The 24,432-nt window shown below is 60.8% G+C and carries 33 protein-coding genes; 24 read left to right on the top strand and 9 right to left on the bottom strand.

Annotated features, from left to right (window positions below):
• Positions 1–193 precede the first annotated feature (193 nt).
• Both rpiA and A3E77_RS03565 read left to right on the top strand, forming a co-directional pair.
• Positions 194–880, top strand: coding sequence for a ribose-5-phosphate isomerase RpiA (rpiA, locus tag A3E77_RS03570; protein ID WP_003044927.1), 687 nt, complete (start codon positions 194–196; stop codon positions 878–880).
• Between the two features lie 324 nt (positions 881–1,204).
• Positions 1,205–1,699 carry a MarR family winged helix-turn-helix transcriptional regulator gene (locus A3E77_RS03565; RefSeq protein ID WP_231292901.1) on the top strand — a complete coding sequence of 165 codons (495 nt, stop codon included), beginning with the start codon at positions 1,205–1,207 and terminating at the stop codon, positions 1,697–1,699.
• A gap of 43 nt (positions 1,700–1,742) precedes the next feature.
• Here A3E77_RS03565 and A3E77_RS03560 read toward each other — a convergent pair whose 3' ends face one another.
• Positions 1,743–2,369, bottom strand: coding sequence for a TetR/AcrR family transcriptional regulator (locus A3E77_RS03560; protein ID WP_003044933.1), 627 nt, complete (start codon positions 2,367–2,369; stop codon positions 1,743–1,745).
• Between the two features lie 59 nt (positions 2,370–2,428).
• On the opposite strand from A3E77_RS03560, the gene A3E77_RS03555 reads away from it, so the two are divergent.
• The 10 genes from A3E77_RS03555 (at position 2,429) to A3E77_RS03510 (ending at position 9,416) form a co-directional block, all read left to right on the top strand.
• The gene (locus A3E77_RS03555) at positions 2,429–2,884 is read left to right on the top strand and encodes a nuclear transport factor 2 family protein (protein ID WP_231292902.1); all 456 of its coding nucleotides are present in this window, start codon (positions 2,429–2,431) and stop codon (positions 2,882–2,884) included.
• Positions 2,877–3,722, top strand: a complete 846-nt coding sequence (locus tag A3E77_RS03550) for an NmrA family NAD(P)-binding protein (protein WP_003044938.1) — start codon at positions 2,877–2,879, stop codon at positions 3,720–3,722. The genes A3E77_RS03555 and A3E77_RS03550 overlap by 8 nt, the downstream gene beginning before the upstream one ends.
• A gap of 42 nt (positions 3,723–3,764) precedes the next feature.
• A complete protein-coding gene (locus A3E77_RS03545; protein ID WP_003044946.1) occupies positions 3,765–4,043 on the top strand; it encodes a 4-hydroxylaminobenzoate lyase in 279 nt (92 codons plus the stop codon).
• Positions 4,044–4,395: 352 nt separating this feature from the next.
• Positions 4,396–5,271 carry a LysR family transcriptional regulator gene (locus A3E77_RS03540; RefSeq protein WP_003044949.1) on the top strand — a complete coding sequence of 292 codons (876 nt, stop codon included), beginning with the start codon at positions 4,396–4,398 and terminating at the stop codon, positions 5,269–5,271.
• A gap of 144 nt (positions 5,272–5,415) precedes the next feature.
• Positions 5,416–5,859 carry a peptide-methionine (R)-S-oxide reductase MsrB gene (gene msrB, locus A3E77_RS03535; RefSeq protein ID WP_003044951.1) on the top strand — a complete coding sequence of 148 codons (444 nt, stop codon included), beginning with the start codon at positions 5,416–5,418 and terminating at the stop codon, positions 5,857–5,859.
• 1 nt (position 5,860) lies between these two features.
• Positions 5,861–6,400, top strand: a complete 540-nt coding sequence (msrA, locus tag A3E77_RS03530) for a peptide-methionine (S)-S-oxide reductase MsrA (RefSeq protein WP_003044954.1) — start codon at positions 5,861–5,863, stop codon at positions 6,398–6,400.
• A gap of 139 nt (positions 6,401–6,539) precedes the next feature.
• Complete coding sequence (locus tag A3E77_RS03525; RefSeq protein ID WP_003044957.1) at positions 6,540–7,244, top strand: glutathione S-transferase N-terminal domain-containing protein; 705 nt, start codon at positions 6,540–6,542, stop codon at positions 7,242–7,244.
• Positions 7,241–8,209 carry a magnesium and cobalt transport protein CorA gene (locus A3E77_RS03520; protein WP_003044960.1) on the top strand — a complete coding sequence of 323 codons (969 nt, stop codon included), beginning with the start codon at positions 7,241–7,243 and terminating at the stop codon, positions 8,207–8,209. Before A3E77_RS03525 ends, A3E77_RS03520 begins: the two co-directional genes overlap by 4 nt.
• Positions 8,210–8,317: 108 nt before the next feature.
• Complete coding sequence (locus tag A3E77_RS03515; RefSeq protein ID WP_003044962.1) at positions 8,318–8,878, top strand: hypothetical protein; 561 nt, start codon at positions 8,318–8,320, stop codon at positions 8,876–8,878.
• An 88-nt stretch (positions 8,879–8,966) separates the two neighbouring features.
• Entirely contained in the window at positions 8,967–9,416 is a 450-nt protein-coding gene (locus A3E77_RS03510) for a hypothetical protein (RefSeq protein WP_192807430.1), read from the top strand.
• A gap of 22 nt (positions 9,417–9,438) precedes the next feature.
• On the opposite strand, the gene A3E77_RS03505 is transcribed toward A3E77_RS03510, so the two are convergent.
• The 7 genes from A3E77_RS03505 to A3E77_RS03475 form a co-directional block, all read right to left on the bottom strand.
• A complete protein-coding gene (locus A3E77_RS03505) occupies positions 9,439–10,719 on the bottom strand; it encodes an MFS transporter (RefSeq protein ID WP_011540435.1) in 1,281 nt (426 codons plus the stop codon).
• The gene (locus A3E77_RS03500) at positions 10,716–10,964 is read right to left on the bottom strand and encodes a DM13 domain-containing protein (RefSeq protein WP_003044972.1); all 249 of its coding nucleotides are present in this window, start codon (positions 10,962–10,964) and stop codon (positions 10,716–10,718) included. Before A3E77_RS03500 ends, A3E77_RS03505 begins: the two co-directional genes overlap by 4 nt.
• A 3-nt stretch (positions 10,965–10,967) precedes the next feature.
• On the bottom strand, positions 10,968–11,438 hold the full coding sequence (locus A3E77_RS03495) for a peroxiredoxin family protein (protein ID WP_011540436.1): 471 nt from the start codon (positions 11,436–11,438) through the stop codon (positions 10,968–10,970).
• A 49-nt stretch (positions 11,439–11,487) separates the two neighbouring features.
• Positions 11,488–11,778: a DUF2218 domain-containing protein gene (locus A3E77_RS03490; RefSeq protein ID WP_003044977.1), complete on the bottom strand. Its 291-nt coding sequence runs from the start codon at positions 11,776–11,778 to the stop codon at positions 11,488–11,490.
• 70 nt (positions 11,779–11,848) lie between these two features.
• Positions 11,849–12,139, bottom strand: coding sequence for a DUF1330 domain-containing protein (locus tag A3E77_RS03485; protein WP_003044983.1), 291 nt, complete (start codon positions 12,137–12,139; stop codon positions 11,849–11,851).
• Positions 12,140–12,201: 62 nt separating this feature from the next.
• Positions 12,202–12,633 carry a GlcG/HbpS family heme-binding protein gene (locus tag A3E77_RS03480; protein ID WP_003044986.1) on the bottom strand — a complete coding sequence of 144 codons (432 nt, stop codon included), beginning with the start codon at positions 12,631–12,633 and terminating at the stop codon, positions 12,202–12,204.
• Positions 12,634–12,686: 53 nt separating this feature from the next.
• Positions 12,687–13,700: a zinc-binding alcohol dehydrogenase family protein gene (locus A3E77_RS03475; RefSeq protein ID WP_041382899.1), complete on the bottom strand. Its 1,014-nt coding sequence runs from the start codon at positions 13,698–13,700 to the stop codon at positions 12,687–12,689.
• 503 nt (positions 13,701–14,203) lie between these two features.
• On the opposite strand from A3E77_RS03475, the gene A3E77_RS03470 reads away from it, so the two are divergent.
• The 7 genes from A3E77_RS03470 to gnd all read left to right on the top strand — a co-directional run bounded on the left by A3E77_RS03470 (position 14,204) and on the right by gnd (position 20,568).
• The gene (locus A3E77_RS03470; protein ID WP_003044992.1) at positions 14,204–14,809 is read left to right on the top strand and encodes a sulfite oxidase-like oxidoreductase; all 606 of its coding nucleotides are present in this window, start codon (positions 14,204–14,206) and stop codon (positions 14,807–14,809) included.
• Positions 14,802–15,548, top strand: a complete 747-nt coding sequence (locus tag A3E77_RS03465) for a ferredoxin reductase (RefSeq protein WP_003044996.1) — start codon at positions 14,802–14,804, stop codon at positions 15,546–15,548. Before A3E77_RS03470 ends, A3E77_RS03465 begins: the two co-directional genes overlap by 8 nt.
• A 58-nt stretch (positions 15,549–15,606) precedes the next feature.
• Positions 15,607–16,872 carry a thiolase family protein gene (locus tag A3E77_RS03460; protein WP_011540440.1) on the top strand — a complete coding sequence of 422 codons (1,266 nt, stop codon included), beginning with the start codon at positions 15,607–15,609 and terminating at the stop codon, positions 16,870–16,872.
• Between the two features lie 52 nt (positions 16,873–16,924).
• Positions 16,925–17,206: a DUF427 domain-containing protein gene (locus A3E77_RS03455; protein ID WP_003045002.1), complete on the top strand. Its 282-nt coding sequence runs from the start codon at positions 16,925–16,927 to the stop codon at positions 17,204–17,206.
• Between the two features lie 33 nt (positions 17,207–17,239).
• Complete coding sequence (gene argS / locus A3E77_RS03450; RefSeq protein WP_040590197.1) at positions 17,240–18,976, top strand: arginine--tRNA ligase; 1,737 nt, start codon at positions 17,240–17,242, stop codon at positions 18,974–18,976.
• Positions 18,977–19,067: 91 nt separating this feature from the next.
• Positions 19,068–19,331: a hypothetical protein gene (locus A3E77_RS03445; RefSeq protein ID WP_003045008.1), complete on the top strand. Its 264-nt coding sequence runs from the start codon at positions 19,068–19,070 to the stop codon at positions 19,329–19,331.
• Positions 19,332–19,590: 259 nt separating this feature from the next.
• Positions 19,591–20,568, top strand: a complete 978-nt coding sequence (gene gnd / locus A3E77_RS03440; protein WP_003045013.1) for a phosphogluconate dehydrogenase (NAD(+)-dependent, decarboxylating) — start codon at positions 19,591–19,593, stop codon at positions 20,566–20,568.
• A gap of 145 nt (positions 20,569–20,713) precedes the next feature.
• Here gnd and A3E77_RS03435 read toward each other — a convergent pair whose 3' ends face one another.
• Complete coding sequence (locus A3E77_RS03435; RefSeq protein WP_152998726.1) at positions 20,714–20,956, bottom strand: hypothetical protein; 243 nt, start codon at positions 20,954–20,956, stop codon at positions 20,714–20,716.
• A 232-nt stretch (positions 20,957–21,188) separates the two neighbouring features.
• Between A3E77_RS03435 and A3E77_RS03430 the strand changes: the two genes are divergently transcribed.
• The 5 genes from A3E77_RS03430 (at position 21,189) to A3E77_RS03410 (ending at position 24,219) form a co-directional block, all read left to right on the top strand.
• Positions 21,189–21,422, top strand: coding sequence for a hypothetical protein (locus A3E77_RS03430; RefSeq protein ID WP_152998725.1), 234 nt, complete (start codon positions 21,189–21,191; stop codon positions 21,420–21,422).
• A 38-nt stretch (positions 21,423–21,460) separates the two neighbouring features.
• Positions 21,461–22,063: a peptide-methionine (S)-S-oxide reductase gene (locus tag A3E77_RS03425; protein ID WP_293643479.1), complete on the top strand. Its 603-nt coding sequence runs from the start codon at positions 21,461–21,463 to the stop codon at positions 22,061–22,063.
• Between the two features lie 215 nt (positions 22,064–22,278).
• Positions 22,279–22,896 carry an MBL fold metallo-hydrolase gene (locus tag A3E77_RS03420; protein ID WP_293643478.1) on the top strand — a complete coding sequence of 206 codons (618 nt, stop codon included), beginning with the start codon at positions 22,279–22,281 and terminating at the stop codon, positions 22,894–22,896.
• A 250-nt stretch (positions 22,897–23,146) separates the two neighbouring features.
• The gene (locus A3E77_RS03415; protein WP_003045020.1) at positions 23,147–23,683 is read left to right on the top strand and encodes a MarR family winged helix-turn-helix transcriptional regulator; all 537 of its coding nucleotides are present in this window, start codon (positions 23,147–23,149) and stop codon (positions 23,681–23,683) included.
• Positions 23,684–23,724: 41 nt separating this feature from the next.
• Positions 23,725–24,219 carry a YkgB family protein gene (locus A3E77_RS03410; protein WP_003045023.1) on the top strand — a complete coding sequence of 165 codons (495 nt, stop codon included), beginning with the start codon at positions 23,725–23,727 and terminating at the stop codon, positions 24,217–24,219.
• Positions 24,220–24,432 lie beyond the last annotated feature (213 nt).

Below are 24,432 nucleotides of genomic sequence, written 5' to 3'. Positions count from 1 at the left end.
GAAGGCATAAAACGCAAAACAGATATATGCGCCATTCATATACGTATCCGTGCACCTCATGGGCGGCAGCGCGACAATTTAGAGAGGAAGTGGTAACGGCCTACCGAGTTGGAAGCGTCAAACCTTGTTCGCGCGACTGCATTCCGCAGGTATTAAGGCTGGCCGCTCGGCCAGAAAGGAGGGGTCTCGCTCCATGTCCAACTTCGTCGCTGAGAAATCGATCGCGGCGGTGAGAGCAGTCGATGAGGTTCGCGATGGCATGCTTGTCGGGTTAGGGACCGGAAGCACCGCCGCTTATGCCGTGAAAAGCCTCAGCGAGCGCATCAAGCACGGCCTTCGCATCACCGCGGTCGCCACATCCCAAGCGACCGAAGCTCTAGCTCTCCGTCTTGCGGTGCCGCTTGTTCCCTTTCAACAGCTTAGCGCTGTCGACCTGACGATCGACGGCGCCGATGAAATCGATGACCGCTTCCAAGCCATCAAAGGGGGAGGCGGCGCCCTGCTTCGCGAGAAAATCACCGAGTCCGCATCCACGCGCGTGATCATCATCGCCGATTCCAGCAAGCTTGTTGCGCAGCTCGGCAAATTCCCTCTGCCCGTGGAGGTGGTTCCTTTCGCCACCGAGTTTGTTCGTGCACGCCTGTCCGCACTCGGAGCCCGTGTTACTGTTCGCGAAGCGGGTGGGACGCCCTTCCTCACGGACCAGGGCAATTACATCCTGGACGCAGCTTTGGATGAGATACCAAGGCCGCGCGAGATCGCCGCCGCGATCACCACAATCCCGGGCGTCCTGGAGCATGGACTGTTCTTGGATGAAATCGATACAATCATGATTGCGCGCGGTGACATGGTGGAGGTGCGACACCGGGGTGAAGCTTGAGGTCTTGCATATCATCACCTGCGCGGCGTCGATGGCGGCGCTGACACATTCTTAGCCGCGACCTCGGGCATTTTTTTAACCCGTTCGTCGCGCGCCATAGCCCCAAGGTATCAATCCAGCCCGGCGCCTTGATAAGATGGAAGTGATTTTTTTGGCGCGCGCTATCAGTCGGTGGAATCAAAACCCTTTTAAAACCGAGATTTCCTCGCCGGACGCGCGGATAAAAGGAGGCTAGTCTATGACTTGCTGTCTATGCCCCGCGCACATATAGACGCGCCGATGGATGGACCTCGAGACCGCAATATATTTGGGGCGTTCGCACTGATGATCAGCGACGACATCGTTCGCGCTAGTTCATCGCGGGCACCGGAAGCTGGCCCCGCCGCCTCAGCGCTGGCGCTACTCGCGCACCAGCCCGGGCTCTCGATCCGCATGCTTGCGGTCGGGGTAGGCCTTTCCCATGCAGGGACGGTTCGCCTGGTGGATCGATTGGCTACCGAGGGATTGATCGAACGCAGGGAGCATTCGTCAGATGGGCGCACGCGGGCCCTCTACCTCACTCCAACCGGAAAGATTGCGAGCGACGAGGTTCTTGCTTCGCGCGACGAGGTGATTGCCGAAGGATTATCGATCCTGAAGCCCGACGAACTGAAAATCCTATGCGACATGGCTGAACGCGTCCTGCGCGATCGCCTGGAAAACCTGGAGCATTCCTACCGCATCTGCCGCCTGTGCTGCTATGAAGGCTGCACCAACTGCCCCATCGACGCCGAATTGCACGAACGGGGGGTGGAACGCGGGAAAAGTGGCGACGGGTAGGGCTCGCAATTTGCGGACGTGATGGGCCGATCTGGAAGGCAAATTACGAAGGCGCGCTTGCGCGAAGCGCGGCGCCCGTGACGAGGGCAAGCCGCTTGATGTAGGCGCGATCCGATCGTCCCCCCAATACCGCGATCCGCCAGTATAACGGGGCTGCGATGAGGTCGGCCGCCATCTCACGGTCCACCAAGGGCGACACTTCCCGGCGTTTGATCGCCCGATTAATCAGGCCATTGATCCGCTCGCGCCGTGCGCGCTGGAAAGGCCGGATCGCCATTTCCAATGCCGGCGTCCGCTCGATCTCGCCATGAAGGTCGGTCAGAATCCGTCGCACCTTGGGATGCCTCAGAACGCGGCGGATGGCGAGGAGCACCGCTTGCAGATCAGCCTCCAGCGAGCCGTGCTCTTCCACATCGGTCATCGTCAACCCGACATGCGACAGCAAATCGCTGGCCATCGACACCTTGTCCGGCCAGCGGCGGTAAAGCGCAGCCTTGCCGACCCCTGCAGTTCGCGCCACCCGTTCGAGGCTCAGACCCGCATAGCCAGTCCTTGCCCATTCTTCGAAGAAGCTGCGCGTCAGTGCATTCGTTACGTCAGCACGCATGACCGCTGCTCCGCTGAGAACACGGGCTGCTTTCGGATTTCCGTCGGAACGCTTGTGTTCCATCGATGCCTTCCTATATATCTCAGCGGAACGCTACCGTTCCAACCGATTGGGATTAGTTCATGACAGACAGTGTGGAAAGCTTTTCAGCGATGCTTCGAAAGGCATTGGGTGATCGTCTCGCTCCCGATGCTGCCACCTTTCTCGACATGGTGGCTGAAAATGGGGTGATGGAATTTCCTTATTCGCCGCCAGGCCTTCCGACCCGGTTGGTTGGAAAGGCTGCTATCGCGCGTCACCTTGAAAGCCTTGGTGACATGATAGCCTTCGACCGCATGGGTGAGCCGACCATTCACGCCACGACCGACCCCGATGTTACCATTGTCGAGTTCGAAGGCTTCGGAAGCGGCGTTGCGACCGGGGAATCCTATGACCAACGCTACATATCCGTGATCCGGACGGACGCCGGGCGGATTATGCACTATCGCGATTACTGGAACCCGCTGGTGGTGCTGCGCGCGCTTCGCGGCAGCGCGGTTGTCGATGCCCTTGTCGGCGGAGCGTCAGACCATGGTTGATCGGGTCTTGGTGACTGGGGGCACGGGCAAGACGGGCGCGCTGGTTGCGCAGCAGCTTACGGCACGCGGTGTCGAACCCCGCATCGCAACCCGCAACGCCACGATGCCGGAGCAGGTTCGCTTCGAGTGGGGCGACGTTGCCTCCCACCGTACCGCGCTCGAGGGTGTGGACGCGATCTACTTGGTCGCTCCTACCGACCGAACGGACCACCTGACCGTCATGCGCCCGCTGCTGGAACAGGCCGTGGCACAAGGAGTGGCCCAGCTGGTGCTGCTGAGCGCATCGTCTATCGACGAGGGCGGGCCGATGATGGGTGAGGTTCATGGGTGGCTCAACGCCAACGCGCCTCGCTGGACGATACTGCGCCCGAGCTGGTTTATGCAGAACTTCGTTACGCAGCATCTCCCGTCGATCATCAACGAGGGTTGCATCTACTCGGCGACGAAGCATGGGCGTATCCCGTTCATCGACGCAGCCGACATAGCGGCGGTCGCAGTCGAAGCCTTGGTGGATCCAGTTTTCGGGTCAGGAGAAAGGATCCTGACCGGTCCTGAAGCTCTCTCATATGACGAGGTTGCGGACCGAATCACCGCCGTGGCCCAGCGCCCCGTCCACCACTGCCGGTTATCGGTGGAGCAGCTTGCACGCCGCTACGCCGGGTTCGGCATTCCTGAGGGATATGCGGACACGCTCGCGCGCATGGACGACGCGATCTCATATGGGTCGGAGGACAGGACCACAACAGAGGTCGAGCAAATAACGGGACGCATGCCAACCAAGCTGACCGCCTTCCTCGCCGCTCACAGAGAGGCATATCAGGGGCGCCAATCAGGCTGACGGTGACCCGTCCGCTAAGAATGAGACCACGGTACCGAGGTGGTGGCTGGCCGGCAGCCGGGCGCCGACACGATATTCGTTGGTCATTGTCACGGCCATCCCTATGGTGAGATCGATCTGGTGATTCCGGTCGATGATGCGGTGGAGCTCGCCGGGCCCGGCGATTGGCAGGGTTTGGGCTGGGTTTGCGCGGCGCGCGACACGCTGCATTTCCTCAAGGTGCGTAACGGCGCACTGATGACCCTAAATTATATGCCTGCGGGCCGTATCCTGTATCAGTTCGATCCCGCCGAGATCCGGGCGCGGAGGGGCGGCGCATAGGGCCCCGTCGCAGAGCAAGGCGGCGCAAGCTTTAGATCAATCTAGTTCTTCAGACGCCTCGAGGTGTCCGGACAGCTAAGAGCCAGCCTCGCGAATACACGTGAATATTGTCGCTGTCATATGCGTCGGACCGCCGTCTGGAGGCTTCGCCGTTGTGTTCCCAGACCTTTCGGCAGCCCGAGCGCACGGCCACGGCCACGGCTACGCATCGCATCGCGTATAAAATATATGCGCCGCGCATATAGACAAAGCTGCACACTATGATTATATGCGTCGCGCATACTTATTTCGCCTCTCCCAGGAACGCGGTCTTTCGGAAGAAGCATCAGTCAGGCGCATGGATCGACGGACTATGGAACTCAATCAGGTCAGCTATTTCATCAACTTGGCCAAGACGCTGAATTTTACAGCGGCCGCTCGCCTGAGCGGTGTGTCGCAGCCGAGCCTGACCCGCGCAATCCGCCGCTTGGAAGAGGAGCTCGGCGGGCCGCTGATTCACCGCGACGGGAAAAACAGTCGCCTGACCGGCCTTGGCCGGGACGTCGAGACAGAATTCCGGCGCATGCTGGTGGCGATGCGAAGCGTCCGCAATCATTCCGAGAACTGGGCGATGGGGATGCACCGTGTTCTGGATGTGGCGGTCGCGCCGACTGTCGGACCGCAGGAGTTTGCCGCGTTTTTCGAGAGCGCGTTGGCGGAGGTGCCATCCATTGAAATCAAGCTGCACTCGCTTCAGCCGAACGAGGACACCTCGGACATTCTGTCCGGAAAATATCATGCGTGCATCATGCCGCGCGAGACAAGGCCGGAGCCTAAGCTCGATGTGCATCCGCTATTCAGAGAGCGCTTCGTACTGGGCTGTTCTGCGAGCCATCCCTTGGCATCCCGCGAAATCGTGCGCGGAGAAGACCTGCTCGAGTTTCCTTTCGTCGATCGCCTCAAGTGCGAGTTTCGCGATCAGATCCTCGATCATTTCGCGCGGCACGACCTGCTCATGCAGCCCCGCTTTCGATCGGACCGCGAGGACTGGGTGCAACACTTCGTCGCCGATGGCACCGCCATATGCATTCTTCCGGAACGATCCGCCACGGCGCCCGGTCTTGTTACGCGGCCGATCGAGGGATTTGCCCTGGAGCGCGAAGTCGTGATCGCGACGGTATCTGGCTCCACCGCACCCGTCGAGATACGGAAGATCGCGCAACTGGCAGCCGGATATGCGTGGCACTAAACCCCGTCGCGAGAGCGTCGGTGCTATGGAAACTATAGGCACAGCCTATTGGATAAATCCTAGGCGCACTGCGATAGTCGGCGCAGTGACTGACACGATAAGCGGCGGCTTTTTCGCCCTCTCAGATCAATATCGGAGACTATCATGAAGTTCGAAAAGTCGCAGGAAGCTGTTGATCTCCTTACTGCCGAGCAGCGCTACGTCACCCAGGAGTCGGGCACCGAGCGGCCCTTCACGGGGGAGTATGATGACAACAAGGAACCAGGCATCTACGTCGATATCGTGTCGGGAGAGCCTTTGTTCGCCTCGACCGACAAATTCGACTCGGGTTCTGGCTGGCCCAGCTTCACCAAGCCGATCGTTGCAGCAAATGTGAACGAGTTGCGCGACAGCGCGCACGGTATGGTGCGGACGGAAGTCAGATCGGTGCACGCCGACAGTCATCTCGGTCATGTATTCCCGGACGGTCCCTCCGATCGCGGAGGTTTGCGCTACTGCATTAACTCCGCGTCGCTTCGCTTCATTCCGCGCGACGAGATGGAGAGCGAAGGATATGGCGAATATCTCGATCAGGTCGAGGAGGCCTGACATGCACCAGCGCGCTATTCTCGCCGGCGGATGTTTCTGGGGCATGCAGGATCTGATCCGCAAGCAGCCCGGCATCGTATCGACCCGTGTCGGCTACACCGGCGGCGATGTCCCGGACGCCACTTATCGCAATCACGGCACGCATGCCGAAGGGATCGAGATCATCTTCGACCCGGCAGTGACGACCTTCCGCAATATCCTGGAATATTTCTTCCAGATCCACGACCCGACGACCAAGAATCGCCAAGGCGGTGATATCGGGCTCTCCTACCGGTCGGGCATCTATTATGTCGACGAGGAGCAGAAGCGCGTCGCCGAGGACACGATCGCCGATGTGGATGCCTCCGGACTGTGGGATGGCAAGGTGGTGACAGAGGTCGTGCCGGTCGGAGATTTCTGGGAGGCCGAGCCGGACCATCAGGATTATCTCGAGAAACGCCCGGGCGGCTACACCTGCCATTTCGTCCGTCCCGGCTGGGTGCTTCCAAAGCGCCAGAAAGTTGATGATGATCAGTCCGCGGCGGGGACGGCAGCGGGATAGGCTTAACTGCTGTTGCCGCTCCGCCGATCCCGTTCGCAATCTTCATGACCGCGTCGTACAACGACGCGGTCATCCAACCCTGCTTCAGAGAGACGGGTCGGTCCATATAGTCGCCATCGCAGCACAGGATCGCAGATTTATGCCAGACCTCTCGACCTTTCCTATTACGCAGCGCTGGCCCGCATTGCATCCCGATCGCCTGCAACTCTACGCCGCTCCCACCCCCAATGGCGTCAAGGTCTCGATCATGCTCGAGGAGACCGGCCTGGCGTACGAGCCCCACCTGGTCGATATCTCGAACAACGAGTCGAAGGATCCAGCGTTCGTATCGTTGAACCCCAACGGCCGCATACCGGCGATCATCGATCCGGCTGGTCCTGACGGCAACCCTATCGCCATATGGGAATCGGGCGCGATCCTCCTCTACCTGGCCGACAAAACCGGCCAGCTCAATTCGAGTGCGCCCGCGCAGCGTTACGAGACGCTGGCTTGGGTATTCTTTCAAGTATCCGGCGTCGGGCCGACCTTCGGTCAGCTTGGTTTTTTCCTGAAATTTGCCGGCAAGGACTATGAGGACAAGCGCCCTCGGCAGCGCTTTATCGATGAATCCAAGCGTCTCTTGGGGGTGCTGGACCGCCAGCTCGAAGGCCGCGAATGGCTTGTCGATGATTATTCGATCGCGGACATTGCGACACTTGGGTGGGTCAACGCACTGGCCGAAGTCTACGCGGCCGGCGACATCCTCGGCCTCGGCGAATATTCGAACGTCCAGACATGGCTCCGCCGCGGGCTGGCGCGGCCCGCGGTGCAGCGCGGCCTGCGCATCCCTGCGAGACCGGCATGAGCGTCATCGCTGCTTATTATTACAACAAGGGCCTGCGGGTCCGCGAAATCGCGATCGACGAGCAGGTCCAGCTCGATAAGGATCGCTCCGGCTTTTGCTGGATCGCGCTTCGCGAGCCCACCGCCGACGAGCTTAAAGCGATCCAAACGACGTATAACCTCCATCCGTTGGCAATCGACAACGCGATGCACCCGCTCTGCCCGCCCAAGCTCGAAGCGTATAATGAAGAGCTCTATGTTGTCGCTCAGACCGCCGAGCTGGATGGAGACCAGATCCGCTACGGCAAGATGGCGATCTTCACCGGTCACAACCATCTCATCAGCGTACGGCACGGCAACGGCGGAGCGCTCGGCAATCTTCGCGAGCAACTCGAGGCTTCGCCGGCGCTTTTTGGCAAAGGTGTCGACTATGTGCTGCATGCGATCCTGCACCGGATCGTCGATCAATATCTTCCCATCTTCGAGATGATCGAGGATGACGTTCTGGCGATGGAGAGACGATCGCTCGACGACTTTCTCGGACGGGCAGAAATCGACCGCATCTTCGGGCTGAGAAGCGAACTCACGCGCTTCCAGCGCACGCTCGGCGCTATGGCTGAACTGGTCCGGAAACTCGTCCGAGGCCATTTCCCCTGCATCAGTTCAGAAGTCAGACCCTATTTCAGCGACGTCGCGGATCATGTCGCTCGCGTGCAGACCATGGTCGATGGCCTCCTGCAGGTTCTGTCCACCGTCTTCGAGTTCAGCAGCCTGTTGGAAGCGCAAAGAACGGGCGTGACCACGCGCCAGCTCGCGGCCTGGGCCGCCATATTGGCGGTCCCGACGGCCATCGCCGGGATATATGGCATGAACTTCAGGAACATGCCCGAGCTGGACACGGTCTATGGCTATTTTGTCGTGCTCGGGTTGATGACGATGTTCTGCCTGTACCTGTTCGTGCGGTTCAAGAAGGCCAAGTGGATATGAATAGCGCGCGTTTGCTTTTCATCTCCGTCAGCTGAGCCGCAACAGCCTCCCTGATATTAGAGCGTGTCCAATGCCATGCAAAGCCAAGGTGCAACAATGACATCCCAAGTGACCGACGTCCTAGCAGCAGTCCAGTCCTTCGTCGCGAAGGGCTACGACCGCGAGTACCGCGTCAAGGACGGCCATCTCATCGATCTCGAACTGGGATCAACGCTCGATCCATGCGCGATAACCGTCGATGCGGCGTTGCGCCTCGAAAGCGGGGATGATGGAGAAGACGCGTCCAACATATACGCGATTACCGATCCCGCGACCAACCATAAGGGTCTGCTGATCGACGCCTTCGATGTCTTCGACGAAATCTGTCACCGCGACCTTTCCGAGCGGCTTGTCGCGGATCGGCAAACGACGCCAGCGGGCGACGAGGATGTTCCGAGCAAGCACGGCCTGCGCAAAGTCTACAAGAATGAGTTTGAGCGCGATCCCGAGCGCTATGTGCTGCGCGAGGGCTTTCCAGACTTCCCGCTATGCCCTTTCGGCGGCGCCTTCAGCATTCTCGGCTTCGATACCGCCGAGCAATCCTATGTCTGGCTTGTAACCAGCATCATCCGGGATTCCCGGCTGATCAGAGCGCCCTACCAGGGAGATGACGCCCCAGGCGACGAGTAGCGGGCCGGCGAGCCCAATGGGGGCACTCCCGCGGCGGTGACGGACCGAAGCACGAACTTTCGAATGATCCAAACACAACGAGGTGATGATGAACTGGAATAAAAGCCACATCCGCGAAACCATGCTTTCGCTGGAGACTGCCGCCCTGCATAGCGCTCGCACCAATTATCTGGATTATGTCTCCATCGCTCAGCTGGATCGGAGCGAGCCGATCGAGAATGACGAGCAGGCGCAGGCCGAAGTCGCGAGCGACTTGGCTGAAGCGCTTGACGACACATTGCACGACTATGCCGATAAACTTGAAAAGCTCAGGACGATCGACTTCGGCCCCAAGTCGGCAGTGGAGGAGGGTGCTGTCATCAAACTGTCGGGGCGCCATTTCGTGATCGCAGTGTCAACGAGCAAGTTCACCTGTGATGGGCGTGAGTTCATGGGCATTTCAACGATGGCGCCGATCTTCGAGGCGATCGAAGGAGCACGAACAGGAGAGACCGTGCAGTTCAACGGCCGGGACCTCATCGTAGAAGATGTAGAATAGGACGCCCGTCGCAGTAGGCGCGCTAGTGCCGGGCGGCCTCCGTCTCTGACTCCATGCATATCATCACATCAAGAGATCCCGTGATCATCGGTGTGCTTGGAGAGCGGGCAGCCTTGGCGTGGATGCGGCGCCTTGGCTGGCTGCTCCCGATAGCCAACACCGCCAATATGGCAAGCAATGCGGCCGCATAAAGGAACAGCCCACCGGGGCCGGCGATAGTCATCGCAGCACCCCCGATAAGGGGTCCGGCGGCTGTCCCGATCCCGTTGAGCAGCAGAAGCCCGCGGGCGGTACCGAGCAGCCGGCCGGCCGGAAGGTCGTCGTTGGCAACCGCGAGACACAATGAATAGATCGGGATGCCAAAGCCGCCGAACAGCGCGCCCGCCGCGAGGAGCAGCGGCAGGGGCGCCCCTACCGCGAGGGCGACGCCGACGGCCGCCGCTGCGGACGCCAGGGCCGCAGCGGCGATGACAAGGTTCCGCGACACGCGATCCGAAAGCCAGCCGAGGGGCCACTGCAATAGGAGCGTCCCACCCAGCACCGCAGCCATGAAAGCGGAGATGCCGCCGACATCGAGTCCGATCCTCTGGGCGAAGTTCGGGCCCATGCCCCAAAAACCGCCGATAGCCAGGCCAGCGAGGAAAGCGCCAGCCGCAGCGAGCGGTGATGCGCGCACGAGGTCGCTGAACGCGACCCGTTCCTGTGTCACCTGCGCCGGCGGATGGCTGGGCAGCAAGGTGATCGGAACCACCGCCGCGGAAATTAACAGCGACACGATAAGGAACAAGGTCATGTCGGCGGGCGGGGCGACGTTGAGCAAGGCCTGGCCGATGGCCCATGAGCCCATCGAGACGACTCCGAAGATCGACAGGAGTTGGCCGCGCGTGGATGGCACTGCATGGGCGTTGAGCCAGCTCTCCGTTGCGAGGATCATGCCCGCGTAGGCGAAGCCCGTGATCAGGCGAAGCGGTATCCAGGCGATCGGTTCCACGAGCGCAACATGGAGAAGGGCAGTCATCGAGGCGATCGCCGCAAAGCCAGCAAAGGTTCTGACATGACCCACGGCGACGATGATCCGCGGCAACATGAGCGCGCCGATCGTGAAACCGGCGAAGTAGAACGACATCATCGCGCTGATCGCGCCGGACGAGAAGCCCTCCTGGCCGGCCCTGACGATCAGGAGCGTGCCCAGCAAACCATTACCCAGCAGCAGAGCCGCGACGCTCGCCAGCAACGCCGCCACCGGTGCGAGCTTGAGGCCACGTCGGCCCGCCGACCGCATGCTATCCATCGCCGGGCTCATTTTAGCGCCTGACGCGACGGTCGATACGCTGCCGCGCTGATGAACTGGTCGAACGCTTCGCACCAGATGACGACCGTGTTGTAGTCGCGAACATCGATCCCGACAGGCACGTCGACGATGGCCTGATAGGCTGCCGGCTTCGGCGGCCTGGCCGCGGTGAGGATTGGCAGCGTGTAAATGCCGGCCGCAAAACCAATGCCGAGCATTGCGAGGTGGCTGGCGGTCAGGAAGAGCCAAGGCCGCACGGATTACACCAGCTCCAGATCCTTTACGATCCTGTCCGCGTCGAGATGGAAGTCCGAGAAGACGATACGGCCGCCAGCGTCAATGATCGAGAACCAGGGCGTTCCTCGCGTGCGATAATCCTCCATGAAGGTAGGCAGCGTCGCGCCGACCAGTGGTTCATCATGGCCGAAGGCGACAGGAAGCGCATATTCGAGCTGGTTCACACGCAACTTCTCGAAGGTGTTTTCATCCGCACCTTCGAAGACGGTCTGGATCACCGCAAATCCCACGCCCCTGGGGCTCAATGCACTATGCAATCTTTGTAGCGTCGGGAAGCCATGCACATGGCAGCCGCGGCACCAGTGCTGGAAGGCGAACAGGATCTTTGGGCCGGAGCCGAGATCCGACAGCTTGAGCGGCCCGGTGCTTTCTCCGTCCGCGCCGATCCATTTCTGCACCCGAAGATCCGGCGCTTGGGGTTCGAGCATGCTCATCTGATCCTCCAGCGCGATGAAGAACCGCGGCGAATTGTGGTGCGCGCTATCATGATATGTCATTCCAAACGCATCGGACCCCGGTGTCGTGCTCCGCGACGCGATCAACAAGCGTGGCGACCGATTGCTTGGTTGCATCGAAACGTTCGCGATCTTTGCCCACGAGCCTCAAGGAGAGGCTGTCGCCGTCCGCAGTTAATATAAGCTCGCCGCCCGGAAGCTGGATTTCGGCTGTCAGCGCGTCATATCGAACCGGGTAAGTATGAACCCACGCCTCAGCGAGTCTCGTCAGATATCGACTCGATTCGATCGTAGCGATGCGTGCCTCGGCCTCGATCATTTAGAAACTCCCGGTGTTGGTGTTTGGGCGCACAGCTCTTGGTCAGTACCGCCATTATAATGCGGGGGAGTCAACGCAGCCCCTCGACGATAAACCCGCGGTAGCGGGCACCGGCGAAGCGATGCGCAGCAACAGCTTGGTAGGCGGGGCTATGATACCAGTCATGCGCGGCTTGCATCGTGGGGAACCGCAAGATGACGGCGCCTTCGATCGGCGACCCCTCCAAATTCTCCATCGCGCCATAAGCGGCGAGAAAAGTGACGTCATGCCCATCGAACGACGGGCCGACGCGGGCAGAATAAGCCGCGAGTTCATCCACATCCGTGGTGTCTTCCCGCGTGAATACGACAAACGCTTCCATCATAAGATCCTTCGCAAGGTGAGATCTGCCGGCCATCGCCACCGACGATGGCCTGACAGTCGTCAGGCTGGCAGTTCGAACCCGATTTTCTGGAGTGCCTCAACGCAGGCATCCTGGTCCTGCTGATAAGTGCCTCCGGAGATGCCGATTCCGCCGATCAGCTTTCCGTCCTCAAGGATCGGATAGCCGCCACCGACGGCGACCATCCGGGGGCGATAGGCCAGCGGCGCCACTTTGGGATCGTTGCTCACATAGTCGTTCCAGACATGGGTCGGATATCCAAAGGAGGCGGAACTCCACGCTTTGTCGATGGCAACATCGACGGTGAGAAACGGCGCGTCGTCGGTGCGCTCGAACGCCCGCAGATACCCGGTTGCGTCGACGACGGCGACGGCAGCCGGGATGCCGATTGCACGGGCGGCGGTTATCGCTGCGTCGATGAGGGCGACTGCGGTTTCACGGTTGATCGAGGCAGTGGCAATGGACTTGGTCATGGGATTTCCTTCGCCGCGGCGTTATCGTCCGGCGTTACTTGGACTGGAAAAGATCAGAATCCTTCGAGGACGGTCTTGCCTTTCGCCGCGCCACTTTCGATCAGTGCGTGCACTGTCTTCAGATTGGCAGCATTGATCGGCGACAGTCGCTCGGTCAGTGTCGTACGGATTTTGCCCTCATCGACCAGCACGGCCAGCGCGTCGAGGATCTTGCCCTGCTCATGCATATCGGGCGTGCCGTAGATCGACCGGGTGAACATCAGCTCATGGTGTATCGACACCGCCTTGCGCTTGAACAGCATGATGTCGAATGCCGTGGGATCGTCGATCAGCGCGAACCGCCCTTGCGGCGCGATCAGCTCGGCGATGTCGGCGGCATGCTGCTCTGTATGCGTGGTCGAAAAGACGAACGCGGGAGCGCCGATGCCAAGCTCGGCAATCTGTGCCGCGAGCGGGCGCCTATGGTCGATGACATGGTGCGCGCCAAGCTCCTTCACCCACTCCTGGGTTTCCGCTCGGGAGGCGGTGGTGATGACGGTGAGGTCTGTGCGCTGGCGCGCGATCTGGATCGCGATCGACCCGACCCCACCCGCGCCACCGATGATGAGGATCGCCGGCGCCGCACCGGGGACTGGCTTCGCCACGTCGAGGCGATCGAACATCGCCTCCCAGGCGGTCAACGTCGTTAGCGGCAGCGCTGCTGCTTCCGCCCAGTCGAGCGAGGCGGGTTTGCGACCGACGATCCGGGCGTCGACAAGATGGAACTCGACATTGGTGCCGGGCCGGGTAATCGATCCGGCATAATAGACCTCGTCGCCCGGCTGGAACTGCGTCACGTCGGGGCCGACCTCGCGCACGATCCCGGACGCATCCCACCCCAGCACCTTCCATTCACCATCGGCTGGCGGCGAGCTGCCGCGGACCTTATAGTCGACCGGGTTCACCGAGACGGCCTTCACCTCAACCAGGATATCATATCCTGCCGCGACAGGCTGGGGCAGCTCGATGTCGACCAGCGCAGCATCCTCGGCGATGGGTCCCGGGACCTTGTAACCAACGGCTTTCATCAATGTCTCCATCTTGCTGCGCCCCGAAGTCTCGATCGATCAGAGCGCCACTTCTTCGAAAATTCGCACGGGGTTCAAGGGTTTCGCACGCAGGACTATGAAGATGTGCACCGACTATTTCCAATAGCGGCGGAACATAGTTTCCATACCTTGTTGCCGTTCTATCCCTGAGAGGCGCTTACGAAGCTGTGAGGCGCGGCAGCCAACCTGGAAAGCAGGCGGACCGAGCCTCATGCCGTGCCTAAATCTGCAGCCGACGTGATGCGCGCGTAATTTATTCAAAGCTATAAAAACTATAGCGATAGGGTATTGGGAAATCGGCCCGGCGTCGCGTTATAGTCCATAAGCATCAAATCACCGATTCACGAAAATGCGATCATCGAAAATCCGATGAAGCATCGGGCGTTTCAGGCTTCAAGCCATCGGTTCGTACCGCGGCCACGCGTATCAGGTCTGAAGTGAAGCCGGTTATCGTCTGTCGCATCGAGCAAAAAGGGGGCACTATGGTCACCAGAGGTTTCACCGGTCGCGGTTCAAGTGGCGACCAGTCCGGCCGGATTCCGCCGGGTCAGCATCTCGTGGAGAATTTTCCGGTTCTCACGGCGGGGCCGACGCCGAACGTGGAGCTGGCTGATTGGAAATTCACCGTCAAAGTCGGCCCGAAGCCGGTCAAAGTGTGGAACTGGAGCGAGTTTAACGCCCTGCCAAAGACCAAGGTGACCAAGGATATTCACTGTGTGACCTCTTGGTCCAAGCTGGATACCATATGGGAGGGCGTCCTCATTGAAGACATCCTTGCGGATGCAGGGCTCGACCGGCCCACTGATTTCGTCCTGGCGCATTCCTACGACGATTATTCGACAAACGTCCCGCTGGCGGACCTGCTGTCCGGGAAAGCGATGGTCGCTCTCAAATTTGCCGGCCAGCCGATTACCCGCGATCATGGCGGGCCGGCGCGTCTGCTGGTTCCGCATCTGTACTTCTGGAAGTCCGCCAAATGGGTGAAGGCGCTGCAATTCACAACCCGTGACGAGGCCGGCTTCTGGGAGCTGCGCGGCTATCATATTTACGGCGATCCGTGGCGCGAGCAACGATACACCGATGACTGACAACGGCACGCAAACCGCGTCATGGCAATCATGCGTGATCGAGGAAATCGTCCAGCAGACGCCGAGCATCAAAAGCTTCTTCCTCCGATTGAGCAGGCCGTTCGCGCACATCGCAGGCCAACATGTCGATGTCCGGCTGACCGCGCCTGATGGCTATAGCGCGATGCGCAGTTACTCGATCGCGTCATCGGCAGCCTCGTCCCCGATCATCGAGCTCGCTGTCGAACGCCTGCCCGATGGCGAGGTGTCGGCCTATTTTCACGATATCGCGATAGTCGGCGATGAGATCGAGCTTCGCGGTCCGCTCGGCGGGCACTTCCTATGGCCTGAACCTGCCGTAGACGCGGTGCTGTTGATCGGAGCAGGCTCCGGGCTCGTGCCGTTGATGGCGATGATCCGGCATCGCCGCACACAAGACCCGGCCGTGCCAACCGCGTTGCTCCTGTCCGCGCGCACCGCTGAGGATGTTCTGTTTTCGGAAGAACTACATTCCGTCGAGATCAACGATGCCGCATTTGTCCTGGCGCTGGCGATCACGCGCGAAGATCCGATCCGCGCATCGGATTTCGGGCGGCGGATCGACAGCGCCATGGTCGAAGAGGTTCTCGCCCGGCTTCACCGAAAGCCCACACAGATATTCGTTTGCGGATCCAACGATTTCGTCAACATTGCGACCGAGGGCGCGCTGCTGGCCGGGGTCGACCCCTCGATAATCAAGACCGAGCGCTATGGTGGTTAGCGGCGCATACTCCGTCGCGCCCCACCTTTCACCCTGCGGATAATATTTGGAGATCGTCATGAGCCGCTTTGCTGAACCCGTCTTTGTTGCCGCCGGCCTTCGCACTCCCTTCGGCCGCGGCGGAGGGGCTTTGGCTGCTTATGATGCCGTCTCTTTGTCCGTCCCTCTTGTGCAGGCGATGGCGGCGCAAGCAGAGCCGGATCTTCTCATCTGGGGTACCGTGATCCCGAATTTGGGTTGGAGCAACATTGCTCGCGAGACCTGGCTTGACGCCAAGCTCAATCCGAATGTCCCCGCATTTTCGGTCGTTTTGGCATGCTCTACCAGCATGACGGCGACTTTCGCTGCGGCAGGGATGCTGGGCGGAGGAACCGATCTCACGATGGTGGGCGGTGCCGAAGTCATGAGCCGACCTCCCATCGCTTTGACGGCCGATGCATCGAAGCGGCTCACCGACCTCTTTGCGCAAGATCCAGCGGCGGCGCTTGCGGCCCTCCAGTCTCTTGCCCTCCACGACTATGTGCTCCCGACCAAGGGATGGGCCAACCGGATCACCGGCAGGACAATGGGCGATCATATGGAGGACACCGCCAAGGCCTGGCGGATCTCGCGCGAGGCGCAGGACGATTGGGCGCTAAAGAGCCACCAGCGGTCGGTCGCTGGTTGGGAGCGAGGTTTCTTCGACGATCTCGCGATTTCCCTTCCTGAACTGGCGCGCGATGCGAACCCCCGCGCCGATACGTCGCCCGAACGGCTTGCCGCACTCAAGCCCGTCTTCGATCGCGACAGTGGCAGGGGAACGCTGACTGCCGGCAACAGCTCGCCGATAACGGATGGCGCCGCCGGTTGCTGGGTGGCAAACGAAGCCGGCGTGGCACGACTGCCGGCGGGCACCCCCTACGCGCGGCTCATCGATTACGAGGTGTCGGCCGTCGATTTCCACACCGAGGGTCTGTTGATGGCACCCTCCTATGGCATTCCACGTCTGCTCGCGCGGCATCAACTAAGCTTCTCCGATATCGCTCTTTGGGAAATCCACGAAGCCTTCGCCGCCCAGGTCCTGGCGAATGTCGCGGCCATCACCGACCGGGAGTGGGTGCGCGAAACCGCCGGTGTCCAGTCGGATTTGGGCGACTTCGACTGGGACCGCGTCAATCCCAACGGGGGCTCGGTAGCAATCGGTCATCCCTTCGGCGCGACAGGCGCGCGCGACCTCAGCCAGGCAGTGAAGGAGCTCTGGGACATGCCGAGCGGATCACGGGCAATCGTCAGCATCTGCGCCGACGGCGGCCAAGGCACCGTCGCACTCCTCGAACGCCCCTGATTCACGGGCCGCTGCGAACGCCGTGCCATTGACAATATGAGAGGATATTCCGTTGGTCTCAGCAGTTTGGAACGACACCACCATCGCCGCAAGCGACGAGACAATCGTCGTCGAGGGAAACCACTATTTCCCACCTTCCGCGGTCAATCAGGAGCTCCTTGAAGCGAGCGCACACACTTCTGTCTGCCCGATCAAGGGCACCGCGAGATACTTCCATATCCGCGTAGGCAGCGCGCTCAACGCGGACGCGGCTTGGTCATATCCCGATCCGAATCCGGTTGCGGAAGCCATCCGGGATCACATCGCTTTCTGGAAAGGCGTAGAGGTTGGATAGCAGCCAAGGCGCAGCGGGCCTTCGCTGATGGCTGTGTCGCTTCATGCGCGCATCCTTGATCATCTCGCGCGGGTAATTGGCGATCTGCAGGTGGCGGGGGACGTTCCTGCGGGCCTCGACCGGGCGGGGCTGACCGTGGAGCGTCCGCACGACCCGGCGCATGGCGATCTGTCGACCAACGCGGCGATGGTCCTGGCAAAACTTACCGGCACGCATCCGCGCCAACTCGCTGAGAAGTTGGCGGGCCGGTTGGCCATGTTGGAGGATGTTGCAGACGTGGCCGTCGCTGGCCCGGGCTTTGTAAATATCCGGCTGACCGACCAGGCCTGGCAAAACGAGCTGGCGGTGATTGCGGACCAGAAGGACCGCTACGGCATGTCGCCCGTCGGCGCGGGTAAGACGGTGAATATAGAGTTTGTCTCGGCCAACCCGACCGGTCCGATGCATATGGGGCACTGCCGAGGGGCAGTGGTCGGAGATGCGCTCGCCAACCTGCTCGCTTTCACCGGCCATCGCGTCATCCGCGAATATTATATCAATGATGCCGGCGGGCAGGTCGATATTCTCGCTCGCTCGGCACACCAGAGATATCGCGAGGCGTTGGGCGAGAGCCTCGGCGAGATAGCGGAAGGTCTATACCCGGGCGATTATCTGAAGCCGGTCGGGGAGGCGCTGGCCGCCGATTTTGGGGGCCGCTATGCCGACGCCCCGGAGACGGACTGGCTCGCAATCTTTCGTGCGCGGACCGTTGCCGCGATGATGGAGACGATCCGCGAAGATCTGGCGCTGCTCGGCATAAGTCACGACCGCTTCGCGTCGGAGGCGGACCTCGTCGCTGCCGGAAAGCCGGATGATGCCGAGGCCTGGCTGCGCGAGCGCGATCTTGTCTATGACGGCGTTCTCGAACCTCCGAAGGGTGAAGTCTCCAAGGACTGGGAGCCGATCGCGCTGCCGCTGTTCCGGTCGACGAAATTTGGCGATGACCAGGACCGTCCTATCCGTAAACCGGATGGGAGCTGGACCTATTTCGGCGTGGATCTGGCCTATCATTTCGAGAAGGCGCGCGATGCCGACGAACTGATCGACATCTGGGGCGCCGATCATGCCGGGACCGTGATGCGCATCGTTGCCGCCGCCGAAGCTCTAACCGAAGGCAGGAAGCGGTTCGACGTCAAGCTGGTGCAGATCGTGCGGCTGCTGCGCGCGGGTGAGCCGGTCAAGATGTCCAAGCGCGCAGGCAATTTCGTCACGCTGGCCGATGTCATTCGAGAAGTCGGAAAGGACGTCGTTCGCTTCATGATGCTGACCCGCAAAGCGGAAGCGTCCATGGACTTCGACTTTGCGACCGTCGTCGAGGCATCGAAGGATAATCCGGTCTTCTATGTGCAATATGCCCATGCGCGGATTTGCTCGCTAGCAAGCCGCGCGGCCGAAGCGGGTATCGAGTTGGGCGACCCGCCCGATCTCGCTCTTCTGGACGGTCCGAGCCTTACGCTTGTGAAGCGTGCGGCAGAATTCCCCCGCATCGTCGAGGCGGCTGCGGCAGCGCGCGAGCCGCACCGGATCGCCTTCTTCCTTGAGGGGCTGGCCGCGGAATTCCATGCGCTGTGGAACACAGGAAATGCCGACCCGACGCGCCGCTTCGCCTACCCGGAAAACCTGCCGGTTAGCCGCGCGCGGTTGTTCCTGGCCGCCGCGATCGGGCAGGTCATCCGCAACGGCCTGGCGCTGATGGGGGTTGAACCGACACATGAGATGGAGAGGGCCTAGTCGAATGCGCGCTTGTTCCTGGGGCTCGTTGCGCGCGCCAGAGTTGGCGGGCCCGAACATGCTGTGCGTCTTCTGATACTGGTGGAACGAGATGGAGCTTACCGATTTCGACGCTGCCTTCAAAAGGCTTCCCGAGGGTCATAGCGAAGGCATTCACGAAGGCCGGCGTTTCGGCTTGATCGTCCGGCGGTCCGACGACGGGCGCCGCAACAGCCTGTTTGCCAGGGAGTTGGCTGGGACCGACATCGTCAGCTTCAACCTGTATCGGTTCACATCAGGCAAAACATCGCTCAAGCCGTGCGAGATGTCTGCGAAAAAGGTCGTGGATTTCGTGCTTGGCTTCCAACCGGACTGAGGGTGTCGCAGTCGCTGCTCTGTTCGCAATGTCCGCCCCGGCACTGCGCATGTCGCTAAATGGGTATCGAAACTATAGCGCCTGGTTATTGGACTTCGTCTGGCGATGAACTCATCCTCCATTCAGTGCCAAGGCGCGGCGAAATTTGCATACTCATGGTAACCTGCCAGCGAGCGGTGCGGTCTCGTTGGATCGTGACGGCGGGGCGTTGGTCGGAACTGTCCGCGCCGGGTGAACTTCTGACAGAAGGATTTGAACAATGCGTCTTGCAATGATCGGCCTCGGCCGCATGGGTGCCAATATCGCGCGTCGGCTGATGCGCGGCGGCCACGAGGTCGTCGCCTTCAATCGCGATCCGGCCGCGGTTACTCAGCTCGCCGGTGAAGGTGCCATCGGAGCGAATTCGCTTGAAGATGTCGTCGCCAAACTCACTGCGCCGCGGATCTTCTGGGTAATGCTCCCGGCGGGCGCTCCCACCCAAGACACGGTCGACAAGCTGATGGAATTGTCGGAGCCCGGCGACATCATCATCGATGGCGGCAACAGCTTCTACAAAGACGACATCAAATGTGGTGCTGCGGCAAGGGACAAGGGGCTCCATTATATCGATGTTGGCACATCAGGCGGGATATGGGGGCTCGAACGCGGTTATTGCATGATGATCGGCGGCGACAAGGAGATCGTCGATCTGCTGGATCCCATCTTCGATACGCTCGCGCCGGGCTATGGTTCGATCGTCCGCACCATTGGACGCGACGCGCCCGACAGTCGCGCCGAGCGCGGCTATATCCACGCCGGCCCAACCGGCGCCGGGCATTTCGTCAAGATGGTCCACAACGGAATCGAATATGGCCTGATGCAGGCCTATGCCGAGGGCTTCGACATTCTCAAGGGCAAGTCCTCCGAACGGCTCGAGCCTGATGAACGCTTCGACATCAACCTGACCGACGTGGCCGAAGTCTGGCGTCGCGGCAGTGTCATCTCGTCCTGGCTGCTCGACCTTTGCGCGATCGGCCTGGCCAGGGATCCGATGCTCGAGCAATTCACCGGCCAGGTCTCGGACTCTGGCGAGGGCCGGTGGACGATCGATGCGGCAATGGAAGAAGCCGTCCCGGCCTATGTCCTTTCGGCCGCCTTGTTTGCGCGCTACCGCAGCCGCGTCGACCACACTTTTGGCGACAAGCTTCTCTCGGCGATGCGCTTTGGCTTCGGTGGGCATGTCGAGATGCCGCAATAAGTGACGCGTCACGCTATCCGGCGCTATGAAAACTATAGGCACAGCCTATTGGAAAAACGTCTGGCTCACTGCGATAGTCGGCGCAACGGCTGACACAGAAGCGACGGCGTGCCTGACGCTGCGCCCCAGGATGAATGAGAGCGTCTTAGCCGAACGGACAATCTTCAACGGCGCCGCGGTTCGTTAAAATAGGTACGGCCGCGAAGACGATGAAGAGAACAAGGGAGCTCGCGCCACAGTGCTGCACCTCATCGAGCCAGAGATACTTCCATCCGGCGCCTTCATCTTCACGCCGATGGAACTGACGGTAATCGCACTGGCGCGGAGCGAGAAAGGCCAAAGGTTCGGATCGCGAGCCGGTCTCGCGCAGGCCCTCTTCAAGAAACATCAACTTCTCCCGGGACGGCGTGCAAATGGGACACTCGCTGATCCCCGGCTCGAAATACTCCGCGCGTTCGTTAACCTCCTGCATCGGCGGGGCCAGCGGTTGGCTGCGGCGACCCAGACATTACGCGAGGCCGGCTTCAGCAGCGTGCAGGAAACCTGGCTTCGTTCGGAATGTGCACGGCCGCTCTGACTTACTGCGTACCTTGAACCTTGCTGCCGGAAGGCAACCATTTATGATCAATATCTTCGGAACTTCCCTTTGGTTCAAAGACAACAAACCCCGTGCTTGGCGCGCATTGCGACTTGCATCGGTCGCTTTCGTGATCCTCGGGTTAGTCGGCCTGTATTTGCGCCCAGCGATGATGCATGTCCACAGTCCACTGCTACTGGGCGTTCTTATCGGCGCGCTGATGCTTACATTGATTGCGTCCGCAGCCAGAAGGCTCAGGCGCGCGAGACGGCGCTGATCCGCGGAAAGAAATACGTCTAGGCGCGAGAGGTGAAGATGGCGAAGATCGGCTTTGGAGGGGGGTGCCATTGGTGCACCGAAGGGGTGTTCCAGGCGCTGCGCGGCGTTGCGCAGGTCGACCAGGGCTTTGTCCAATCGGACGCTCCGGCAGATAGCTGGTCAGAAGGGGTGATCGTCACCTTCGATCCTTCAATCATTCCGTTGGCAACGCTGTGCGAGGTGCATCTGAGAACGCATTCAGCCACCCGGGCCCGCTCTCCTAGCGACAAGTACCGCAGCGCGATCTATATTTTCGATGACAACCAGCGGCATGAGGCCGAATTGGCGATCGTCCGATTTGCCGAGGAATTCGGCAATACGGCGCATACCCTGGTTCTGCCGTTCAGAAGCTTCAAGGCTTCGGACGAGCGTTACCAGAACTATTATCGAACCGATCCGAGCCTACCCTTCTGCCGCCGCTTCATCGATCCCAAGCTGGACTATATTCGGCAGCATTTTTCGGAAGTGGCCCTGCCTGAACCGAACTCTGTCGCCGAGCACGCTGTCGATCGCGACAATGTCTCGCAAGACCCCGCCAGCGCTGGGATAATGACTGACAGTTCTTCATCCATCGCAACTCAATCAAGGACGTCGCCATGATGATCAAAAAGCCATTCACTATTCTCCCTCTCGCCCTGGCGCTGCTTGGCCCGATATCCTCTTCTCCCGGTTTAGCGGCTCCGACGCCCGCCGCGGTGCCCGACACCATAGCCGGGACCGTCCGCCAGACCGCTCCCGCAATTTATCGATTTACGATTGGCGATGCCCAGATAACGGCATTGTCGGATGGGTCGGTCCCGCTGGACCTGCACCAGTTGCTGCGCGGCGTCTCGGCGCAAACGATCGACGAAATTCTTGCCCGCAGTTTCCTAGCTAATCCCGCAGAGGCTTCGATCAACGCTTATCTGATCGACTTCAACGGGCGGCGGATCCTTGTCGATGTCGGTGCCGGCGATCTTTTCGGCCTAGGCAACGGCGGCAGGCTGCTCGAAGCGCTGGCAGCAGCTGGGGCCGCGCCGGAGACAATCACCGACATACTCATCACCCATGTCCACAGCGACCATAGCGGCGGTCTCACGAAGGCGGGCAAGATCGTCTTCCCGCGCGCGACGGTCTATGCCGGCGGTGCAGATATTCGCTTTTTCTCCGATGTTGCCAACGCGGCTAAAAGCGGGATCGACAAGCGCTTCTGGACCCAGACCGAGCAGACGCTGACGCCCTATGTCACGGCCGGCCGGGTGAAGCCGATCGATACCGATGGCGAAGTCGTGCCGGGCATTCGTGCCGAACTGCAGCCTGGGCACACCCCGGGCACCGCCTTCTACACCTTGACCAGCAAGGGGCAGAGTATCGTCTTCGTCGGCGATGTCATCCACGCCGGCGCGGTTCAATTTCCACGCCCCGACGTGACGATCACTTTCGATGTTCGCTAGGACGAGGCGCGCGCCGTGCGGAAAGCCGCGTTCACCCGCTTCGCTCGCGACCGTATGATGATTGCGGCGCCCCATCTTCCGTTCCCGGGGGTGGGTCACATTGCCGCCGACGGATCCGGCTACCGCTGGTACCCCATCGAACAGACGGATCGCGAGCCCATGAAGGAGAGGCTCAAGCTCTGAAGCTCGCATCGCCTCTTGCATTCTCCAGCCGCTGCGCTATTTATATGCGCGACGCATATATACTGGAATGCGATTGACCAAGGACGCTTCACCTTCCGATCGGCTGATCAATCTCTTCGGCGCCCTCGCGCAGGGGGTGTCGGATGAGATGCGCGGTGCGATATCACAGCGCTTTCCGGCCGGCGGGGAGACCGCGGCGGCATTGAGCCTCATCGGCCATGAACCGGGCCTTTCGATCGACCAGATCGGCAAGGCCCTGCGCCTGTCGCATGCCGGTGCTGCCCGCGTGGTCGAACGGCTGGTCGCTCAGAATTTCGTCTCGAAATCGCAATCCCCCGGCGATCGCCGCGTCATGCACGTGTCGTTGACGTCCGGCGGCGAGACGGAACGCAGGGCGCTCCTGAATCTGCGCAGCACAGCGATCACCGGGTTGCTCGCTGCGGTCGGCGAGAAGGACCGCGCTGCGCTGGAGCGCGTCGCGGAAACCATCCTCGCGTCATTGCCGCGCGACGAAGTGCGCGCGCGCACGACCTGCCGTTTCTGCGACGAAGAGAAGTGCACCAACTGTCCGACCGACATCGTCGGTCCCGGAATTACAAACTGACGCCTCTCGCCACATTTCCATCAACAAAAAGGGCATTGATTATGAGCTTATTGGAGAAATATTCATTCAGCGTCCCCGAGCATCAAATGCGCGAACTCGCTCTGCTGCGATGGGCCCTAGTCATTGTCTTTCTGTGGTTCGGCGGCATGAAATTCACGGCTTATGAGGCGCAAGGCATTGCCCCATTCATCGAACACAGCCCGCTTATGAGCTGGCTTCACCCGCTGTTCGGCGTCCAGGGCGCCAGCCAGTTCATCGGCACGATGGAACTCGCCACGGCCGCTGCCCTGATCCTCGGTGCATTCAAACCGATTTTCTCGGTCCTCGGCGGCGCCATGTCGGTGGCGACCTATACCATCACCTTGACATTCTTCTTGTCAACGCCTGGTGTCGCAGAGCCGACCGCCGGCGGGTTCCCGGCCATTTCGGCCATCCCCGGGCAATTTCTGTTGAAAGACGCCGTTCTGCTTGCCGCTTCGCTGGTATTACTCTCGGCGGCTATCCGACGGAAAAAGCCTGCCGACGCCCAGGTCTAAGGCACCAACAAACCGCAAGTTACGATGCGGACCTGTGGCGGGGAGCGTGAGGCTCCCCCAGCGACAGGCGCCGCGAGCTTGCTCATCGATCCTCGCGGGCTTTCCGCCCCACCGGGGAGGTGAGGCCGGAACGCTATGCTTCGCTCGCGCGAGCAGGAATCAGGGCGGATCTCCCCCTCGGCCGTGCGCGATCCAGGCTCGGGCAAAGGCTCT

It is taken from the genome of Sphingopyxis sp. RIFCSPHIGHO2_12_FULL_65_19, from assembly GCF_001830555.1.
GTDB lineage: Bacteria > Pseudomonadota > Alphaproteobacteria > Sphingomonadales > Sphingomonadaceae > Sphingopyxis.
The sequence above is the reverse complement of the archived record's forward strand: the minus strand, read 5'-3'. Positions and strand labels throughout refer to the sequence as shown.

What these genes read in the sequence shown, in the direction of transcription:
- A3E77_RS03510 (WP_192807430.1), top strand. Translation starts at nt 8,967, where the DNA reads ATGAACTGGAATAAAAGCCACATCCGCGAAACCATGCTTTCGCTGGAG.
- A3E77_RS03485 (WP_003044983.1), bottom strand. Translation starts at nt 12,139, where the DNA reads ATGGAAGCGTTTGTCGTATTCACGCGGGAAGACACCACGGATGTGGAT.
- A3E77_RS03555 (WP_231292902.1), top strand. Translation starts at nt 2,429, where the DNA reads ATGACAGACAGTGTGGAAAGCTTTTCAGCGATGCTTCGAAAGGCATTG.
- A3E77_RS03560 (WP_003044933.1), bottom strand. Translation starts at nt 2,369, where the DNA reads ATGGAACACAAGCGTTCCGACGGAAATCCGAAAGCAGCCCGTGTTCTC.
- A3E77_RS03480 (WP_003044986.1), bottom strand. Translation starts at nt 12,633, where the DNA reads ATGACCAAGTCCATTGCCACTGCCTCGATCAACCGTGAAACCGCAGTC.
- A3E77_RS03475 (WP_041382899.1), bottom strand. Translation starts at nt 13,700, where the DNA reads ATGAAAGCCGTTGGTTACAAGGTCCCGGGACCCATCGCCGAGGATGCT.
- rpiA (WP_003044927.1), top strand. Translation starts at nt 194, where the DNA reads ATGTCCAACTTCGTCGCTGAGAAATCGATCGCGGCGGTGAGAGCAGTC.
- A3E77_RS03525 (WP_003044957.1), top strand. Translation starts at nt 6,540, where the DNA reads ATGCCAGACCTCTCGACCTTTCCTATTACGCAGCGCTGGCCCGCATTG.
- A3E77_RS03470 (WP_003044992.1), top strand. Translation starts at nt 14,204, where the DNA reads ATGGTCACCAGAGGTTTCACCGGTCGCGGTTCAAGTGGCGACCAGTCC.
- A3E77_RS03465 (WP_003044996.1), top strand. Translation starts at nt 14,802, where the DNA reads ATGACTGACAACGGCACGCAAACCGCGTCATGGCAATCATGCGTGATC.
- A3E77_RS03460 (WP_011540440.1), top strand. Translation starts at nt 15,607, where the DNA reads ATGAGCCGCTTTGCTGAACCCGTCTTTGTTGCCGCCGGCCTTCGCACT.
- A3E77_RS03410 (WP_003045023.1), top strand. Translation starts at nt 23,725, where the DNA reads ATGAGCTTATTGGAGAAATATTCATTCAGCGTCCCCGAGCATCAAATG.
- A3E77_RS03425 (WP_293643479.1), top strand. Translation starts at nt 21,461, where the DNA reads ATGGCGAAGATCGGCTTTGGAGGGGGGTGCCATTGGTGCACCGAAGGG.
- A3E77_RS03430 (WP_152998725.1), top strand. Translation starts at nt 21,189, where the DNA reads ATGATCAATATCTTCGGAACTTCCCTTTGGTTCAAAGACAACAAACCC.
- A3E77_RS03550 (WP_003044938.1), top strand. Translation starts at nt 2,877, where the DNA reads ATGGTTGATCGGGTCTTGGTGACTGGGGGCACGGGCAAGACGGGCGCG.
- A3E77_RS03435 (WP_152998726.1), bottom strand. Translation starts at nt 20,956, where the DNA reads ATGTTTCTTGAAGAGGGCCTGCGCGAGACCGGCTCGCGATCCGAACCT.
- A3E77_RS03505 (WP_011540435.1), bottom strand. Translation starts at nt 10,719, where the DNA reads ATGAGCCCGGCGATGGATAGCATGCGGTCGGCGGGCCGACGTGGCCTC.
- A3E77_RS03415 (WP_003045020.1), top strand. Translation starts at nt 23,147, where the DNA reads ATGCGATTGACCAAGGACGCTTCACCTTCCGATCGGCTGATCAATCTC.
- A3E77_RS03540 (WP_003044949.1), top strand. Translation starts at nt 4,396, where the DNA reads ATGGAACTCAATCAGGTCAGCTATTTCATCAACTTGGCCAAGACGCTG.
- A3E77_RS03445 (WP_003045008.1), top strand. Translation starts at nt 19,068, where the DNA reads ATGGAGCTTACCGATTTCGACGCTGCCTTCAAAAGGCTTCCCGAGGGT.
- A3E77_RS03490 (WP_003044977.1), bottom strand. Translation starts at nt 11,778, where the DNA reads ATGATCGAGGCCGAGGCACGCATCGCTACGATCGAATCGAGTCGATAT.
- msrB (WP_003044951.1), top strand. Translation starts at nt 5,416, where the DNA reads ATGAAGTTCGAAAAGTCGCAGGAAGCTGTTGATCTCCTTACTGCCGAG.
- msrA (WP_003044954.1), top strand. Translation starts at nt 5,861, where the DNA reads ATGCACCAGCGCGCTATTCTCGCCGGCGGATGTTTCTGGGGCATGCAG.
- A3E77_RS03520 (WP_003044960.1), top strand. Translation starts at nt 7,241, where the DNA reads ATGAGCGTCATCGCTGCTTATTATTACAACAAGGGCCTGCGGGTCCGC.
- gnd (WP_003045013.1), top strand. Translation starts at nt 19,591, where the DNA reads ATGCGTCTTGCAATGATCGGCCTCGGCCGCATGGGTGCCAATATCGCG.
- A3E77_RS03495 (WP_011540436.1), bottom strand. Translation starts at nt 11,438, where the DNA reads ATGAGCATGCTCGAACCCCAAGCGCCGGATCTTCGGGTGCAGAAATGG.
- A3E77_RS03565 (WP_231292901.1), top strand. Translation starts at nt 1,205, where the DNA reads ATGATCAGCGACGACATCGTTCGCGCTAGTTCATCGCGGGCACCGGAA.